Origin of the sequence: Burkholderia sp. AU32262 (assembly GCF_020419985.1) — a bacterium.
In the GTDB taxonomy this organism is placed as follows: Bacteria; Pseudomonadota; Gammaproteobacteria; order Burkholderiales; family Burkholderiaceae; genus Burkholderia; species Burkholderia semiarida.
In genome coordinates this window covers 25,177-40,210 of sequence record NZ_JAIZRS010000008.1, presented here as the reverse complement: position 1 = coordinate 40,210, position 15,034 = coordinate 25,177, and the positions used below count along the sequence as shown (strand labels likewise).

The window sequence follows — 15,034 nt, the reverse complement described above, 5'->3', positions numbered from 1 at the left end:
CGGCGTCCGGTGGAGGCGCTGCGACGGGATGCCGGCGCTGGGCGCGAAAGACAGGGACTTCGATGAAACTGCGATGCAGTCTAGACTGCTCAATTTTCGAGCGCAAGCGGGGAAATGGGGAGCGCGGCGGATGGAAGATGCGGACTGAGAAGACGGGAAAATCCTCCGCTGAAGGCCTTTCTGCGGAATTTTCGGTTATTTACCGCGTGTGACAAACGTCTGTCGCAAGGCGTGTTTTCGAGGTGTCAGCGAGACGCGGCGGTCTATACCGTCAACCACGGCGACGCATTTCCCCGATGTTCCATCGAACCGGTCGGCAACACGCCCTATACCGCCAAGGAATTTTTCAGCACCGACATCACGCTCGAGATGTAAGATATAGCTTACATTGAAGAGCACCCAGCCGTCGTCGGGAGGTCGCCATGCAACTCTATGAAATCGGACAGGCCGTCGCAAAACGGCGGGCCCAACTCGACCTCACTCAGGCGCAACTTGCCAAGCTCGCAGGGTTGTCTCGCCTTACCATCAACCAACTCGAAGCCGGCAAGGTCAAGGATCTCGGTATCAACAAGCTCATCCCGTTGCTCAGTGTGCTCGGCATTGAACTCCTGGTACTTCCGCGACAGGCTCAAAACGGGCTTTACAAAGCCGTCGTGAGCGCAAACGTCAGCTACAAGGGCGAACTGACCGAACGCCTTCTGGCTGAGGCGTTGACCACGGGACGGATTCCGAAGGGATACGAATCACAGTTCTCCGTCATCCTCGACGAGGTGCCACTCCCTGTCGTGGTGAAGGCGGCAGAGGAAGCCGCCGAGCGCTCGGGCACCCCGCTTCGGACCATCTGGAAAAATCTTGCCGCCTGGTCGAAGGAGCTTCATCTGTATCGGGAGGTGTGGGCATGACCGCACCATCCACGTTGCCCGACGGCCCGTGGCAAGGTCTTTTTCGCCACGCACTGACACTGATCGACGAGATACGAAAGCATGGCACGTCGAATCCGTTCTGGACATTTGGCGGAGGCACCGTCCTCATGCTGCGTCACGGCCATCGCGTCAGCAAAGACGTCGACATCTTCGTACCCGATCCCCAGTATCTCGGGTACGTGAATCCCCGCATCAGCGATGCCGCGTCCGACATCACGCCGAATTATGAGGAACACGCCGGGTTCGTGAAGCTGATGCTTCCCGATGGCGAAATCGACTTCGTGGTCTCCCGGAATCTGACGTCTCCCGGTTACGACGAATGGACGCTGATGGATCGCGTCGTCAAGGTCGAGACTTCGGCGGAAATCATCGCCAAGAAAATGTGGCACCGCGGTGATCGTCCGACTGCGCGGGACCTGTTCGATCTGTGCCTGGTCATCGAGCGGGAGCCGGGAAGCCTGATCGAAGCCGGTGCGTTCCTCGTTCGGCATCGCGACACGTTTCTGCGTCTGCTCAACGAGCATCGCGCCTTCGTACGACCGCGCTTCGACGACATTCGGACACTCGGCTACGCGCCGTCGTTCGACTATTGCATTGAACTCGCCGATGCATTCCTGCGAAAACTCCCCGGTGGCACGCCCGAACCAAAATCGCGCCGCCGCTAAACCTGACGCGCCCCCGCCGCCGCCAACACCCGCTCGACCTCCCGATACCCGCTTTGCCGCCCACGCCGCAGCGGCGTCACGCCGTTCGAATCGGCAAGATCGACGTTCGCATGCGCATCGACGCGCAACTGCACGATCCGCACGTACCGCTCGCTGCCGTCGCCGGCCATGCTTGCCTCCAGCAGCGCGGTCGATGCAAACGAGCCGATGATCGCGATCCGTTTGAAAAACATCCGGTTTCCCTCCCGACGTGCCGGCGCTCGTCGACGCGCGGCCGATACGATAGGTCGAGCGCCCCGAGAACGCCGCGAAATACCGCGCCCAGGTCGGGCGAAACCGCGATTGCCCGCGCCGTCCGGTCATGTTAAAAATCGTCGCACGCATTTGGAAATGAAATGCTCTTATCCATATAAGTGCAGAAATGAATAGACCCCTGTTCGACATCGATCTGCTGCGCGCGCTCGTGATGGTCGCCGATTGCGGCAGTTTCACGACGGCGTCCGCACGGCTACATTCGACGCAGTCGACGGTCAGCCAGAAGGTGCGCCGGCTCGAGGAAATTGCCGGCCACCGCCTGCTCGACCGCGGCACGCGCGACGTGCGGCCGACCGACGCGGGCGTGACGGTGCTCAGCTACGCGCGGCGCATGCTCGCGCTGAACGACGAGATGCTGGAAGCGCTGTCGGGCGCGACGGTCGCGCTGACGATCCGGCTCGGCGTGCCCGACGATTTCGCGGCGGGCCGCACGACGCACGCGCTCGCGGCGTTCAAGCGCGAGCATCCGCAGGTCAAGCTCGAAGTGACATGCGGGCTGAGCCGCGACATCAGCGCCGCGTACGATCGCGGCGAACTCGACCTCGTGCTGATCAAGCAGCGGCGCGACAGCCGCGAGGCCGTCGTGCGCTGGCCGGAGAAGCTGCGCTGGATCGACAGCGCGAAGCATCCGTCGATCGATCTCGACCCGGTACCGCTCGTCGTGTTCCCGCCGCGCGGGCTCTATCGCGACGACATGATCAAGGCGATCGAGGAGCGCGGCCGCCGCTGGCGGATCAGCTTCACGACGTCGAGCCTGAGCGGCATCCAGGCGGCCGTCGCCGACGGGCTCGGCATCAGCGTGCTGCCCGCGCGCGTCGTGACGGACGAGCATGTGGTGCTGACCGCGAAGCAGGGCTTCGCGCCGATCGAGCACATGGACATCGCGATCCTGCACCGGCCGACGGCCGACCCGATGGTCGGCGCGCTGACGAAGACGCTCGCGAAGATGCTGGAACTCGAAGGACGCTAGGGTCTGTTCACATACGGAACGCACATGCGAATGCGCGAAATCGCTCGTCCCCCAAGGGGACTTCCTTGCGGGGGCGCAGGCAAGGAGGAAGGAGCGCCGTTTGGCCGAGCCAAACAAGTGACGCGCGACGCCGCCATGCGGGCGATTTCGGGCACTCCCCTGGAATGATTTTTTAATTTGGGGTGGCCACGAGAATGGCCCCTGGGCAACGCGGATCGCGTCAGAACATCGTGTTGCCGTTCGCCGCCTGCTCGGGCACCGGCTGGTTGACGTCCCAGTGTTCGACGATCTTGCCGTGCTCGAGCCGGAAGATGTCGATGATCGCGCTGCCGCGCGTGCCGGGTTCGCGCACCGCGTGCACGTGCAGGATCACGTAGTCGCCGTCGACGAACGCGCGCTTGATCTCGCTGTGCGACTGCGGATATGTGTCGCGCAGAAAGGCGACGAACTTGCGGAAACCGTCGCGGCCGTCGGCCGCGTTCGGATTGTGCTGCACGTAGCGATCGCCGACGTACGCGAGCGCGGCGTCCGCGTCCTTCTCGTTCAGCCCCTTCTCGTAGAACGCGAGCACCGCGCGCCGGTTGGCTTCCTGCTGCGCGTCGGCCGGGCCGGCCGCCACCGCATGCGCGGCGCTCGCGGCGAACAGGGCCGCCGCCATCCATCGTGCGGCCCGTGCCGCGGTCGTGCGTCGCATCGTGGTCTCCCGAAATCCGGCCGAAAACCCGATCATACCGGCGCGACGCGGCGCTCAGACCAGCGCGCCGTCGCGCGCGACGATCTTCCCGGACGATACGACGAGGCGCCGCACCGGCCGCGCGACGACGGCCTCGGCGAACGTCAGTGCATCGACGAGCACGACGTCCGCGCGATTGCCCGGCTGAAGCCCGTAATCCGCGAAGCCGCAGCCGCGTGCCGCGCCGTGCGTCACGCAGTCCAGCGCGACTTCGAGCACATCGTCGCGGCGGAAATCGTTGCGCATGCCGATCAGCATCGCGCGTTCGAGCATGTCGGGCGAACCGTACGGCGTCCACGTATCGCGCACGCCGTCGTTGCCGCCGATCACGGTCACGCCCGCCGCACGGCACGCGGCCACCGGCGGCACCGGCACCGCCGCCGGCGCGGTCGTGACGATCGCGACGCCGAGCGCCGCCATCCGCGCGAGCAGCGCATCGCGCTCGCGTTCGGCGATATCGCCAAGGCAAAAGCCATGGCTGATCGCGACCTTCCCGTGCATCCCGTGCGCGGCCGTGCGCTGCAGGATCAGGTCGAGCGAGTACGCGCCCATCGAGCCGCGCTCGTGCAGATGGATATCGAGCCCGCGGCCGTGGCGCGCGGCGATCGCGAACAGCACGTCCACCGCCTGCACCGGATCGCCTTCGATCGCGCACGGATCGAGCCCGCCGAGCACGTCCGCGCCGGCGTCGAGCGCGTCGGACAGCAGCGCATCGGTGCCCGGCCGCTGGAGCACGCCCGATTGCGGAAACGCGACGATCTGGATCTCGACCTGCCCGCGCAGCGTCTCGCGCGTCGCGAGCACGCCGTGCAGATGGCGCAGCCCGGCTTCGGTATCGACGTCGACGTGCGTGCGGATGCGCGTCGTGCCGGCCGCGAGAAACGCGCGCGCGAGCGCCAGCGAGGCGGCGCCCGCGTCGTGGCCGCTCGTCGCGCGATAGTGGCGCTCGTTCTCGATGCGATCGACGAGGCGCGGCCCGACGTGGTTGCGATACCACGGCATCCCCCAGTGGGTCTTGTCGAGGTGCGTGTGGCCTTCGACGAGGCCGGGCAGCGCCAACGCGAGCGCGCCGTCCTCGATCGCGCAGCCGGCGGGCGCGTCGAGCGACGGACCGACGCTCGCGATGCGATCGCCTTCGATCAGGATATCGACCGCGGCGTCGGCGCGCGTGCGCACATTGCGGATCAGCAGGTTCGTCATGTCGGCTCCGGTCGGGTCGGTCAGTGCAAGGCGGACACGGCGCGTGCCGCGCCGCCGGTCGGGCGGGTCAATGCGCGAAGCGCAGCGACGGCGTGAGCGGTGCGCCCGTATCGCTTTCGCCGCGGCGGAATACCCAGCGTTCGGCCGGCACGCCCGCGACGGCCGCCGCCGCATTCGGCGCGCGCACCGCGACGAAGCTCGCGTCGCAGCCGACCGCGATTCCGTAGTTCTCCTTGCCGATCACGCGAGCGCCGGCGTGTGTCGCCATGTCGAGCGCGATGCCGAGCGCTTCGTCGGTGTAGAAACCCGACCGGTAGCCGACCATCATCGCGCGCTGCAGCATGTCGCCGTTGCCGTACGGCCACCACGCGTCGCGGATGTTGTCGTTGCCTGCGAACACGTGCACGCCCGCGTCGCGCAGCCGTCGCACCGGCGGGAACGCGCAGTCGCCCGGCGCATTCGTCAGGATCGACACGCCGGCTTCGGCCAGTGCCGCGGCGGTGCGCTGCACGTCGTCGCTCACCTGGCCGAGCGCGTACGCATGGCTCACGTTCACGCGCCCGCCGAGCCCGGCCGCGCGCGTGCGCGCCGCGATCCGCAGCAGTTGCGCGATGCCCGTTTCGCCCGGCTCGTGCAGATGGATGTCGATCTTCGCGCCGCGCTTCTCGGCGATGCCGAACACGATGTCGAGCTGGCCGTCCGCGTCGCCGTCGAGCGTCGTCGGGTCGATCCCGCCGACCACGTCCGCGCCTTCGCGCACGGCTGCGTCGAGTATCTCGGCAGTGCCCGGGCACGTGATCACGCCGGCCTGCGGAAACGCGACCAGTTCGATGTCGACGATGCCGCGCCATCGTTCGCGCGCGGCCATCACGGCGTGCAGGTTCGACAGGCCGGTCGTCGCATCGACGTCGACGTGGCTGCGCATCGCGATCGTGCCGAACGCGGCGGCCTGCGCGATCAGCGCGTTCGCACGCTCGACGATCGGCGGCGCGGCCGCGAGCTGGCGCTTCTCGACCGCGAGCCGCTCGCGCAGCGAGCCGACCGGTTCGTGCGGCACCCAGCGATCGCCGACGAAGCTCTTGTCGAGATGGATATGGCCGTCGACGAAACCGGGCAGCACGACGCGGCCGTCGAGGTCGATCGTCTGCGCGCCGGGCGCGGCGGCGCAATCGGCGCCGATCGCGGCGAAGCGGCCGTCACGGACGACGAAGTTGACGGGCTGGCCGCCGGCGTCGACGGCGTTGAGGAAGAGTCGTTCGGTCATGGCTTGATAGGTGGAGCGGTCGCGGCGCGACACCGGCGCGGACAGGGGAGGAACCGCGGCCGGCGCGGCGCGACCGTTGGCAGGGAATCCGGCCACGATATCGGACGCCGCTGCGCGAGGCCAATTAAATGTCGCGATGCCGCGCATTCGATTTCCCGATGCGCGGCGCGCAGGCCCGCCGGGCCGGGCGCGGGACGGGTTTCGCCGGCCGTGGAAACGGCTGGAATGTCGGCGGCCGCGCATGGGCCGCATCGCCCACCCGCGGGTGCCGGGAAGCCGCGTCGCGCCGTTGCGCGCGGGGGCTTCGACGCGCCGCCCAGCCGGCGATTTACGCGGCAACAGACTTTACACGTTGTTACCCGGCCGCACCGGACGCGCATCCGCCCATTCCTTATACTCACGCCGAGTTCGCCACCCATGACGGGAATCCATCGGCGGACACGTTGCCGATGCAGGAAACATCATGATGCGCATGCCTTCCACGAAGACCGTTCTGTTCGCCTCGCTCGTCGCCGTGGCGGCGCTTCCGCTCACCGCCTGTGTCGCGCCGGGCTACTACGGCGCGCAGCCCGGCTATCCGCAGCAGCAATACGCGACGCCCGGCTATGCGCAGCCCGCGTATTCGCAACCGGGTTACGTGCAGCAGCAACCGGCGTATCCGAATCAGGCGCCGCAACCGTACGATCAATACGGCAACCCGTCGCAGTACGGATCGCAGCCTTACGACCAGTACGGCAATCAGCAACAGCAATACGCGAACCCGTACGGCACGCAGTACGGCACCGTGTCGAACATCCAGCCGGTCAGCAGCTCGGTCGGCCCGTCGGGCGTGGCCGGCACCGTCGTCGGTGCGCTGGTCGGCGGCCTCGTGGGCAACCAGTTCGGCCGCGGTCACGGCCGCGATGCGGCAACCGTGATCGGCGCGCTCGGCGGGGCGGTGGCGGGCAACCAGATCGGCCAGCAGATGGGCGCCGCGCAAGGCCCGAGCAGCTACCGGATCGACGTGCGGGTCAGCGACGGCTCGATGCGCTCGTTCGACGTGCAGTCGCCGGGCAACCTGCGTCCGGGCGACCGCGTGCAGATCAACGGCAATCAGCTGTCGCGCTATTGATGCCGCCGGCGGGCGCGTGAGCCGATCGCGCGCACGTCGTTTGTTTGACGTCGTGCGCCAGACCGGCGCGACGGCGCATGCGCTTGACGCGCTCCCTCCTTGATGGCGGTACGACGTACCGCCATCACTGTCCTGTCCGTTCACGATCGTGCGCGCCACGCGCGCGACGCACCGCACATCGCCACGCGGCATCCGGATTCCTATTAGGATAAGCACGATGCATCCCGCGACCGCGGCAGCGGCGCGCCGGCATGCACGCCCTCGACCGGAATACCCCCCGATGACGATCACGATCCGCCTGCTTGACGCCGCCGACGCGGCGCAGTTCCAGACCGTCCGCCTGCGTGCGGTCGACACCGCGCCAACGTCCTTCCTGCCGACGCTCGACGAAGAATCGCAGGTGCCGGTCGACGAATTCGCGAAGCGCCTCACGCCGACGCAGGTTCAGGCCGTGTTCGGCGCGTTCGACGGCGACACGCTCGTCGGCATCACCGGCGTACGCCGCGACGCACGCACGAAGATCGCGCACAAGGCGACGATCTGGGGCGTGTACGTCGACGCCGCGTATCGCGGGCAACGCATCGCGCACGCGCTGCTCGACAGCGCGACCGCGCATGCGGCTCAGGCGTGGGGATGCAGCCAGTTGATGCTGTGCGTGAACGAGGTCAACCGTACCGCGGAGCGACTGTATGCGTCGCAGGGGTTCGTGCGGTTCGGCACGGAGCCGCGCTCGATGTTCGTCGATGGACGCTTCTACGACGAGCACTACATGATCAAGACGCTGGCGTAACCTGATGGCGTTCGCGTGCGGGCACCGGCCGGTTGCACGCGAACGCCGCGGCGCGTTGCCTTTCTCACCGCTTGTCGGTGATCGTCGTGTCGACGACTTGCCCGGCGATCGTCACGTTCGTCAGCGCCATGGCGCTCACGTTGAACGCGTAGATCGGCCCCGGCGACGTGACCGTCGGCGTGCCTGACGCCACCGGCGTGCCGAAGTCGCAGTTGCTGATCGTCACGCCGGAGATCGGCTGCACGGCCGGCGCCGGCGGCGTACCGTTGTAGTCGAACGCGACCGGCCCCTGCGCGACGATCGCCTGGAAGCACGATGCGGTCATGCCGTTCAGCGTCACGTTGCTCGCCGTCACGTCGGCGATCGTCACGTTCTGTACGACCGGCGGCCGCGTGCGCACCGCGTCGTTCGCCGGCTGGTAGTCGCAGTCGAACGTGACGATGCCGCCCTGCGCGGCCGACGGGTTGCCGGCCGACGGCGTGACCACGCCGAGCGGCACGCTCGCGTTGATCGGACTGCCGGCGAGCAGCGCACTGCCGTAGCCGCCGCCCTTCAGCGTCACGCCGTTCGGCAGCGTGACGCCCTTCACGTGGAAATCCTTCACGTAGCCGCCGCGGTTCATGTTGGTCTTCACGCGAATCGCGATGTTCAGCGGATTGGTCTGCCAGTTTGCGTTCAGCATCGACAGGTTGGTCGCATAGATCTGCTCGACGCCGCCGCCCATCTCGCTGCCGAGCGTGATCCCGCCGTGCCCGCTGTTCATCGTGCAGTTGCGGATCAGGTGCCGCTTCGCGGGCCCGTATTCGGTGTCGCGGTCCTTGCCCGACTTGATCGCGATGCAGTCGTCGCCGGTGTTGAACGTGCAGTCCTCGCAGAGCACGTCGGTGCATGCATCCGGATCGAAGCCGTCGTTGTTCGGGCCGATGCTGTTGGTCGTCACGCCGCGGATCACGACGTTGCGGCTCGCGGTCGGATGATGCTGCCAGAACGGCGTGTTCTGCGTCTGGTAGTTCGCCATCAGCACGTTCGTGCAGCCGATGAATTCGACCATGCACGGCCGCAGGTAGTGGCCCAGTCCGAAAATCCGCTTCTCCACCGGCACGCCGGCCTCGGACAGCGCGGGCAGGTAGTTCTGGTCCTGCTGCCACGGCGTGACGGGCGACGTCAGCATCGCATAGAGCGCGTCGGGAATCGCGGGCGCGACGATCCGCAGGTCGACGTTGTTCGGGTTCGCGCCGTTCTGGGCCGGCACCGCCGCGCTCGCGCCGTATGCGCCGAACGTACCCTTGTAGGTCCACCAGCAGACGCTGTTCGCGCCGCTGCCGGAGAACGGCGTCATTGCCTGCCCGTTGAGCACCGACGTCGGACCTTCGCCGGTCAGCGCGATGTTCGTCGCGTTGCGTGCGTAGACGGGCGCGCCGTAGTTCAGGCAATCGTTCGCCTGCCAGCGGCTGTAATACAGCCGGCCGTTCGCGCCGCAATCGATCGGGCCGTCCTTCGCGTAGTCGGCCGGGTTCGGGCTGAAATAGATCGTGCAATTCGCGCTCAGATGGAACGTGACGTTGCTCTGCAGCACGATCGGCCCCGCGCAATACCAGGTGCCCGCCGGCACGACGACCCGGCCGCCGCCTTCGCGCCGGCACGCGTCGATCGCCGCGAGAAACGCCGGCCGCGAATCGAATGCGCCGGGCGCGGTCGTCAGTTCGGAACCGGGGCTGACGGGCGATTTCGCGGCCGGCCACGGCGACGTCTGCGCGATCGTCGCGCACGGGCGCGCGCCGTAGTGCGTCACGTCGAAGTCGCGACCGTGCCGCGCGAGCCGCGACACGTGCGCGAGCGACGCGGCGATGCGCGCCGCCGCGCCGTGCTCGCCCCACACGCGGTCGATCGCCGACGCACCGAGCGTCACGCCGGCTGCCAGCGCGCGCGAGGCGGCGAACGGTCCGCCGACCATCGCGCCGCCTGCGAGAGCGCCGGTCCAGCCGATGAAAGCGCGACGCGATACCCGTTTCGATGCGGGCGATCCAGCGAACGAAGACGAACGGCGGCGGTGGGTGGCCATGGGCACTCCTTCAGGGCAGGGTATCGATGCGCCGGGCGGCGGATCGCTATTTATACGTCGTCGTACTACACGGCGAAGTCTAGACGCGATGGACGCCCAGCATGTATTTGTCGTTTACCCTGTTTTTCTGGGGCTTTGTGGAGTATGTGTGCGCACACTCACATTTAGGATTCGAGACTTAGAGATAAGTTGTCGTATGTTTATGCGCAAAAACTTTGACTAAAAACCGCCGACGCACCCGGCTCCCCACGCCGATGTCATGCCCGGCCGCCGCCGCCCGCCTCCGTCATTCCGCCTCTGTTCAGCCCCCCGCTGCCCGCGCTATCGTTTCCCATCTTCACAGTCAGGAGCTGCCTTTGCCTACCCGCCACGGAGTCGACCTCATCCGCGCCCGCGCGCTGTTCGATCGCGAGCGCCACGCGTTCACCGAAGCCATGCCGGTTTCCCGCGCGCTGTCCGCGGAAGCGTCCGAGCATCTGCTGTTCGGCGTGCCGTTGCACTGGATGCAGGACTGGGCGACCCCGTTCTCGCTATACGTAAAGGAAGCGCGCGGCGCGACGTTCACCGACGTCGACGGCCATCGCTACGTCGATTTCTGCCTCGGCGATACGGGCGCGATGTTCGGCCATGCGCCCGAACCCGTCGCCCGCGCGCTCGTCGAGCAGGCCACGCGCGGCTACACGACGATGCTGCCGAGCGAGGACGCCGCGTGGGTGTCGCGCGAACTCGCGCGCCGCTTCAAGCTGCCGGTGTGGCAATTCGCGTTGAGCGCGAGCGACGCGAACCGCTTCGTGCTGCGCTGGGCGCGCGCGGCGACCGGCCGAAACACGATCGTCGTGTTCAACGGCTGCTATCACGGCACGGTCGACGACGTGTTCGTCGATCTCGTCGACGGCCGCCCGGTGCAGCGCGACAGCCTGCTCGGGCAGTCGTACGATCTGCTCGCGAACACGCGCGTCGTCGAATTCAACGATCTGGCCGCGCTCGAAGCGGCGCTGAAGGACGGCGACGTCGCATGCGTGCTCGCCGAGCCCGCGATGACGAACATCGGCATGGTGCTGCCCGACGCGGGCTTCTGGGAGGCCGCGCGCGAATTGACGCGCCGCCACGGCACGCTGCTCGTGATCGACGAGACGCACACGATCAGCAGCGGCCCCGGCGGCTACGCGGTCGCGCACGGTCTCGAACCGGACATGCTGGTGGTCGGCAAGCCGATCGCGGGCGGCGTGCCGTGCGCGGTGTACGGGTTCAGCGCCGAATTCGCGGAGCGCGCGAAAGCGGCGAAGCTGAACGCGCCGCCCGGCCATTCGGGCATCGGCACGACGCTCACCGCGAACATGCTCGCGATGCACGCGATGCGCGCGACGCTCGCCGAAGTGGCGACCGACGCCGCGTACGCGCACATGTTCGCACTCGCCGCGCGGCTCGCGACGGGCCTCGAACAGGCGATCGCGAAACACGGGCTGCCGTGGTGCGTGACGCGCATCGGCGCGCGCACCGAGTTTCAGTTCGCGCCCGTGCCGCCGCGCAACGGCACGCTGGCCGGCGCGCAGCTCGACAGCGAACTCGAGCACATCGTGCACCTGTACCTGCTCAATCGCGGCGTGCTGATCACGCCGTTCCACAACATGATGCTCGTGTGCCCGCAAACGACGGCGGACGATGTCGACCGGCTCGTCGCGCAATTCGATGCGTGCCTGGGTGAACTGGCCGGTTGATCGAATACGACGACGGAGGATTCTCGGCGTGCCGGCAAGCCGGTGCGCTCGCGCATCGATGCGGCGTCGATGACGAAGTGGCGCCGCGCGCGCAGCGAACCGGATACGCGGCGACCCGCCCCCGTCGCGCTACGCGGCCCGCAACGCGCGCCGCGCCACTTCCGCGAAATACCGCGCGCCGATCGTCAAAATCTCGTCGTTGAAATCGTACGCCGCGTTGTGCAGCGGCACGCCGCCCTGCCCGGCCGCCTCGCCGTTGCCGATGAACACGAAGTTGCCCGGCACCGCCTGCAGGAACGCGCCGAAATCCTCCGAGATCATCATCGGCTGCACGTTGGCGTTCACCGCGTCGGCGCCCGCGACGTGCGCGGCGGCCTGCACGGCCGTATCGACCCATTCCGGCGAGTTCACCGTCGGCGCGAACTCGTGCGTGTACTCGAACGTGCAGGTCGCGCCATGCGTGCGGCAGATCCCTTCGGCGATCTCGCGCATCCGCGTCTCCAGCAGCGCCTGCACGTCGCGCGAATAGCTGCGCGTGTCGCCCTTGATCGTCACGGTCGACGGCAGCACGTTACGCAGCCCGTCGGTGATGAATTCCGTGCACGACACCACCGCCTGCTGCCCCGGGTCGAGATTGCGCGACACGATCGTCTGCAGCGCGAGCACGATCTGCGAGCCGATCACGATCGGATCGATGCCCATGTGCGGCCGCGCCGCATGCGTGCCGCGCCCGTCGATCCGGATCACGAAATTGTCTTCGCTCGCCATGATGCCGCCCGCACGTGTCGAGAACGTGCCCGCGCGCATGCCCGGCATGTTGTGCGCGCCGAAGATCGCGTCGACCGGAAAGCGTTCGAACAGCCCGTCGGCCATCATCGCCTTCGCGCCGCGGCCATGCTCTTCCGCCGGCTGGAATATGAAGCGCACCGTGCCGTCGAAATCCTTGCGCTCGGCCAGCAGCCGCGCGGCGCCGAGCACCATCGACATGTGGCCGTCGTGACCGCACGCATGCATCTTGCCCGGCGTGCGCGATACGTGTTCGCGGCCCGGCGCGTGCTCGGCGATGTTCAGTGCGTCCATGTCCGCGCGGATGCCGATCGCGCGCCGGCCCGTGCCGGCCGTCAGGTTCGCGACGAGCCCCGTGCCGCCGATTCCGCGATGCACGTCGAGCCCGAGCGTCGTCAGGATCCGCGCGACGTAGTCCGACGTGTTCACTTCCTCGAACCCCGTCTCGGGATACTGGTGCAGATGGCGGCGCCACGTCTTCAATTGGCCCTGCAGCGTGCTTTCGTCGATTGTGTCGATCGTGTCCATTGCGTTCGCCTCGTCGGTCGTCATGTCGTTCAGGCCGCCACCGCCGCGCGGCTCAGCCAGTCGCGCTGGCGCGCGAGCACCGCGTCGGCCGTCTCGCCGACGCAATGCCGGTACACGGACGGCGCGGTCGCCCCTTCCGTGTTGATCGCCAGCACGCGCGCGCTCGCATCGAGCCCGACCTGACGCGCGCGCGCCGGGTCGCGCATCAGCACGGCCAGCCCCGCGATGCCGGCCGCGCCCGACTCGCCGGCGACGAGCGGCACGTCGCGTTCGCTGCCGGCCGCGAGGCCGCGCATCGCCTGCACCGCGTCTTCGTCGTCGATCAGCATGAAGTGGTCGATGCACATCTCGAGGAAATCCCACGCGAGCGGCGATGCCTCGCCGCACGCGAGCCCCGCCATCACCGAATCGACGCTGCCGGTCGCCTTCGTCGCGTGCCCGGCCAGCGCGCTCTGGTACAGGCAATCGGCCTGGCGCGGCTCGACGACGACGAAGCGCGGCCGCTGCACGCCGTCGCGCTCCCACAGGTAGCTCGCGACGCCCGCGGCGAGGCCGCCCACGCCGCCCTGCAGGAACACGTGCGTGAACGGCCGCCCGTCGTCCTCCGCCGCCTGCGCGGCCGCTTCGGCGGCGATCACGCCGTAGCCCTGCATCACGTCGCGCGGAATCGCTTCGTAGCCGTCGTACGACGTATCCGACACGACGTACCAGCCGTGCGCCTGCGCGAGCTGCGCCGCGCAAACGACCGATTCGTCGTAGTTCCCCGCGATGCGCACGATCCGCGCGCCGTAGGCCGAGATCGCGCGTTCGCGCTCGGCGTCGACGTTCGCGTGCAGCACGATCACGCAGCCGCAGCCGATCGCGCGCGCGGCGGCGGCCAGCGCGCGGCCGTGATTGCCGTCGGTCGCGCTGATCACCGTCAGGTCGGCCAGCTCGGACGCGTAGCGGCCCGTGACGAGCCCCTGCGGATCGAGCGCCTGCGTGCGCCGCAGCCGCTTCACGAGCCGCACCAGCGCGATCGGCGCACCGAGCGCCTTGAAGCTGCCGAGCGGCGAACGGCACGACTCGTCCTTCACGCTGACGCTCGCGACGCCGAGCCGCGCGGCGAGATCGGGCAGCGCACGCAACGGCGTGCGCGCATTGCCGACGAGCGGCCAATGCGCGAGCCACGCACCGCTTTCGTCGGCCGACGCGATGCTCATCACGCGGCGCAGCGCGTTCGGGTAGGCGGTGCGCGACGCGCGCGGGTTGGCGATGAGCATGACGGAAGGCTCCGGATCGGGACCGCGCGGGCGGCGGTCGGGTGGGTCGGATCGGGCAGGCGCGCGTTGCGCTTGCGGTCGGTTGGGAAAATAATATTGCACACGCCGGTCAAAAAAATCGCCAAACTTACGGCCTGAACGCAAAAATTTCTCATTCTTTCGAAGCTTCACGCGCCATCATGACGACCCCTCTCGATGCGTTCGATCGCAAGCTGTTGATGGAAGTCCAGCGCGACGCGCAGACGCCGCAGGCCGAGCTCGGCGCGCGCGTCAACCTGTCGACCGCCGCCGTGAACCGGCGGCTGCGGCGCCTCGCGGAAGCCGGCGTGATCGAGCGCTATACGGCCGTCGTCGCGCCGGACAAGGTCGATCATCCGCTGACGATCGTCGTGAACGTGGAGGTCGAAAGCGAGCAGATCGACCAGCTCGACGCGATGAAGCGCGCGTTCGAGCGCTGCCCGCAGATCCAGCAGTGCTACTACGTGACGGGGGAATGGGATTTCGTGCTGATCCTCGCGGTGCGCAACATGGATCAGTACAACGCGCTCACGCGTGAGCTGTTCTTCGCGAACAACAACGTGAAGCGGTTCAAGACGCTCGTGAGCATGAGCCGCGTGAAGGTCGGGCTCGACGTGCCGGTCGATGCCGGCGAGTGAACGCAACGACGAAACGGCCGGCGCGCGACTGCATGCGCCGGCCGCTTCCCA

At 67.9% G+C, this 15,034-nt stretch carries 14 protein-coding genes; 7 read left to right on the top strand and 7 right to left on the bottom strand.

Annotated features, from left to right (window positions below; translation table 11 throughout):
* The first annotated feature begins 422 nt into the window (after positions 1 to 422).
* The gene (locus LGN10_RS11710; protein WP_089465868.1) at positions 423 to 902 is read left to right on the top strand and encodes a helix-turn-helix domain-containing protein; all 480 of its coding nucleotides are present in this window, start codon (positions 423 to 425) and stop codon (positions 900 to 902) included.
* A complete protein-coding gene (locus LGN10_RS11705; RefSeq protein WP_089465869.1) occupies positions 899 to 1,588 on the top strand; it encodes a nucleotidyl transferase AbiEii/AbiGii toxin family protein in 690 nt (229 codons plus the stop codon). Before LGN10_RS11710 ends, LGN10_RS11705 begins: the two co-directional genes overlap by 4 nt.
* Here LGN10_RS11705 and LGN10_RS11700 read toward each other — a convergent pair.
* Entirely contained in the window at positions 1,585 to 1,821 is a 237-nt protein-coding gene (locus LGN10_RS11700) for a hypothetical protein (protein WP_226223439.1), read from the bottom strand. The two genes, LGN10_RS11705 and LGN10_RS11700, sit on opposite strands and share 4 nt — an antisense overlap.
* Positions 1,822 to 2,009: 188 nt before the next feature.
* Here LGN10_RS11700 and LGN10_RS11695 point away from each other — a divergent pair, with 188 nt between their 5' ends.
* Positions 2,010 to 2,873: a LysR family transcriptional regulator gene (locus LGN10_RS11695; protein WP_059581630.1), complete on the top strand. Its 864-nt coding sequence runs from the start codon at positions 2,010 to 2,012 to the stop codon at positions 2,871 to 2,873.
* Between the two features lie 220 nt (positions 2,874 to 3,093).
* Here the strand turns inward: LGN10_RS11695 and LGN10_RS11690 are convergent, their stop codons facing one another.
* The 3 genes from LGN10_RS11690 to LGN10_RS11680 all read right to left on the bottom strand — a co-directional run bounded on the left by LGN10_RS11690 (position 3,094) and on the right by LGN10_RS11680 (position 6,070).
* On the bottom strand, positions 3,094 to 3,567 hold the full coding sequence (locus LGN10_RS11690) for a nuclear transport factor 2 family protein (protein ID WP_059581627.1): 474 nt from the start codon (positions 3,565 to 3,567) through the stop codon (positions 3,094 to 3,096).
* A gap of 54 nt (positions 3,568 to 3,621) precedes the next feature.
* Positions 3,622 to 4,806, bottom strand: a complete 1,185-nt coding sequence (locus LGN10_RS11685; RefSeq protein ID WP_226223438.1) for an amidohydrolase family protein — start codon at positions 4,804 to 4,806, stop codon at positions 3,622 to 3,624.
* A 67-nt stretch (positions 4,807 to 4,873) separates the two neighbouring features.
* Positions 4,874 to 6,070, bottom strand: a complete 1,197-nt coding sequence (locus LGN10_RS11680) for an amidohydrolase family protein (RefSeq protein WP_226223436.1) — start codon at positions 6,068 to 6,070, stop codon at positions 4,874 to 4,876.
* 463 nt (positions 6,071 to 6,533) lie between these two features.
* Between LGN10_RS11680 and LGN10_RS11675 the strand changes: the two genes are divergently transcribed.
* Entirely contained in the window at positions 6,534 to 7,181 is a 648-nt protein-coding gene (locus LGN10_RS11675; protein WP_059581620.1) for a glycine zipper 2TM domain-containing protein, read from the top strand.
* Positions 7,182 to 7,461: 280 nt separating this feature from the next.
* Positions 7,462 to 7,971 carry a GNAT family N-acetyltransferase gene (locus LGN10_RS11670; protein WP_059582180.1) on the top strand — a complete coding sequence of 170 codons (510 nt, stop codon included), beginning with the start codon at positions 7,462 to 7,464 and terminating at the stop codon, positions 7,969 to 7,971.
* A 64-nt stretch (positions 7,972 to 8,035) separates the two neighbouring features.
* On the opposite strand, the gene LGN10_RS11665 is transcribed toward LGN10_RS11670, so the two are convergent.
* Positions 8,036 to 10,033 carry a glycoside hydrolase family 28 protein gene (locus LGN10_RS11665; RefSeq protein WP_226223429.1) on the bottom strand — a complete coding sequence of 666 codons (1,998 nt, stop codon included), beginning with the start codon at positions 10,031 to 10,033 and terminating at the stop codon, positions 8,036 to 8,038.
* A 356-nt stretch (positions 10,034 to 10,389) separates the two neighbouring features.
* Between LGN10_RS11665 and LGN10_RS11660 the strand changes: the two genes are divergently transcribed.
* Complete coding sequence (locus LGN10_RS11660; protein WP_226223427.1) at positions 10,390 to 11,751, top strand: aspartate aminotransferase family protein; 1,362 nt, start codon at positions 10,390 to 10,392, stop codon at positions 11,749 to 11,751.
* Between the two features lie 129 nt (positions 11,752 to 11,880).
* Here the strand turns inward: LGN10_RS11660 and LGN10_RS11655 are convergent, their stop codons facing one another.
* Together LGN10_RS11655 and LGN10_RS11650 are read right to left on the bottom strand one after the other, a co-directional pair.
* Positions 11,881 to 13,065 carry a M20 aminoacylase family protein gene (locus LGN10_RS11655; protein ID WP_226223426.1) on the bottom strand — a complete coding sequence of 395 codons (1,185 nt, stop codon included), beginning with the start codon at positions 13,063 to 13,065 and terminating at the stop codon, positions 11,881 to 11,883.
* Between the two features lie 29 nt (positions 13,066 to 13,094).
* Complete coding sequence (locus LGN10_RS11650; protein ID WP_226223425.1) at positions 13,095 to 14,327, bottom strand: diaminopropionate ammonia-lyase; 1,233 nt, start codon at positions 14,325 to 14,327, stop codon at positions 13,095 to 13,097.
* 179 nt (positions 14,328 to 14,506) lie between these two features.
* Between LGN10_RS11650 and LGN10_RS11645 the strand changes: the two genes are divergently transcribed.
* On the top strand, positions 14,507 to 14,983 hold the full coding sequence (locus LGN10_RS11645; protein WP_059581607.1) for an Lrp/AsnC family transcriptional regulator: 477 nt from the start codon (positions 14,507 to 14,509) through the stop codon (positions 14,981 to 14,983).
* Positions 14,984 to 15,034: the final 51 nt, after the last annotated feature.

Excerpts from the sequence above, each read along its gene's own strand:
- LGN10_RS11645 (WP_059581607.1), top strand. The coding sequence starts at position 14,507 with ATGACGACCCCTCTCGATGCGTTCGATCGCAAGCTGTTGATGGAAGTC.
- LGN10_RS11700 (WP_226223439.1), bottom strand. The coding sequence starts at position 1,821 with ATGTTTTTCAAACGGATCGCGATCATCGGCTCGTTTGCATCGACCGCG.
- LGN10_RS11665 (WP_226223429.1), bottom strand. The coding sequence starts at position 10,033 with ATGGCCACCCACCGCCGCCGTTCGTCTTCGTTCGCTGGATCGCCCGCA.
- LGN10_RS11705 (WP_089465869.1), top strand. The coding sequence starts at position 899 with ATGACCGCACCATCCACGTTGCCCGACGGCCCGTGGCAAGGTCTTTTT.
- LGN10_RS11670 (WP_059582180.1), top strand. The coding sequence starts at position 7,462 with ATGACGATCACGATCCGCCTGCTTGACGCCGCCGACGCGGCGCAGTTC.
- LGN10_RS11650 (WP_226223425.1), bottom strand. The coding sequence starts at position 14,327 with ATGCTCATCGCCAACCCGCGCGCGTCGCGCACCGCCTACCCGAACGCG.
- LGN10_RS11685 (WP_226223438.1), bottom strand. The coding sequence starts at position 4,806 with ATGACGAACCTGCTGATCCGCAATGTGCGCACGCGCGCCGACGCCGCG.
- LGN10_RS11690 (WP_059581627.1), bottom strand. The coding sequence starts at position 3,567 with ATGCGACGCACGACCGCGGCACGGGCCGCACGATGGATGGCGGCGGCC.
- LGN10_RS11695 (WP_059581630.1), top strand. The coding sequence starts at position 2,010 with ATGAATAGACCCCTGTTCGACATCGATCTGCTGCGCGCGCTCGTGATG.
- LGN10_RS11675 (WP_059581620.1), top strand. The coding sequence starts at position 6,534 with ATGATGCGCATGCCTTCCACGAAGACCGTTCTGTTCGCCTCGCTCGTC.
- LGN10_RS11655 (WP_226223426.1), bottom strand. The coding sequence starts at position 13,065 with ATGGACACGATCGACACAATCGACGAAAGCACGCTGCAGGGCCAATTG.
- LGN10_RS11680 (WP_226223436.1), bottom strand. The coding sequence starts at position 6,070 with ATGACCGAACGACTCTTCCTCAACGCCGTCGACGCCGGCGGCCAGCCC.
- LGN10_RS11710 (WP_089465868.1), top strand. The coding sequence starts at position 423 with ATGCAACTCTATGAAATCGGACAGGCCGTCGCAAAACGGCGGGCCCAA.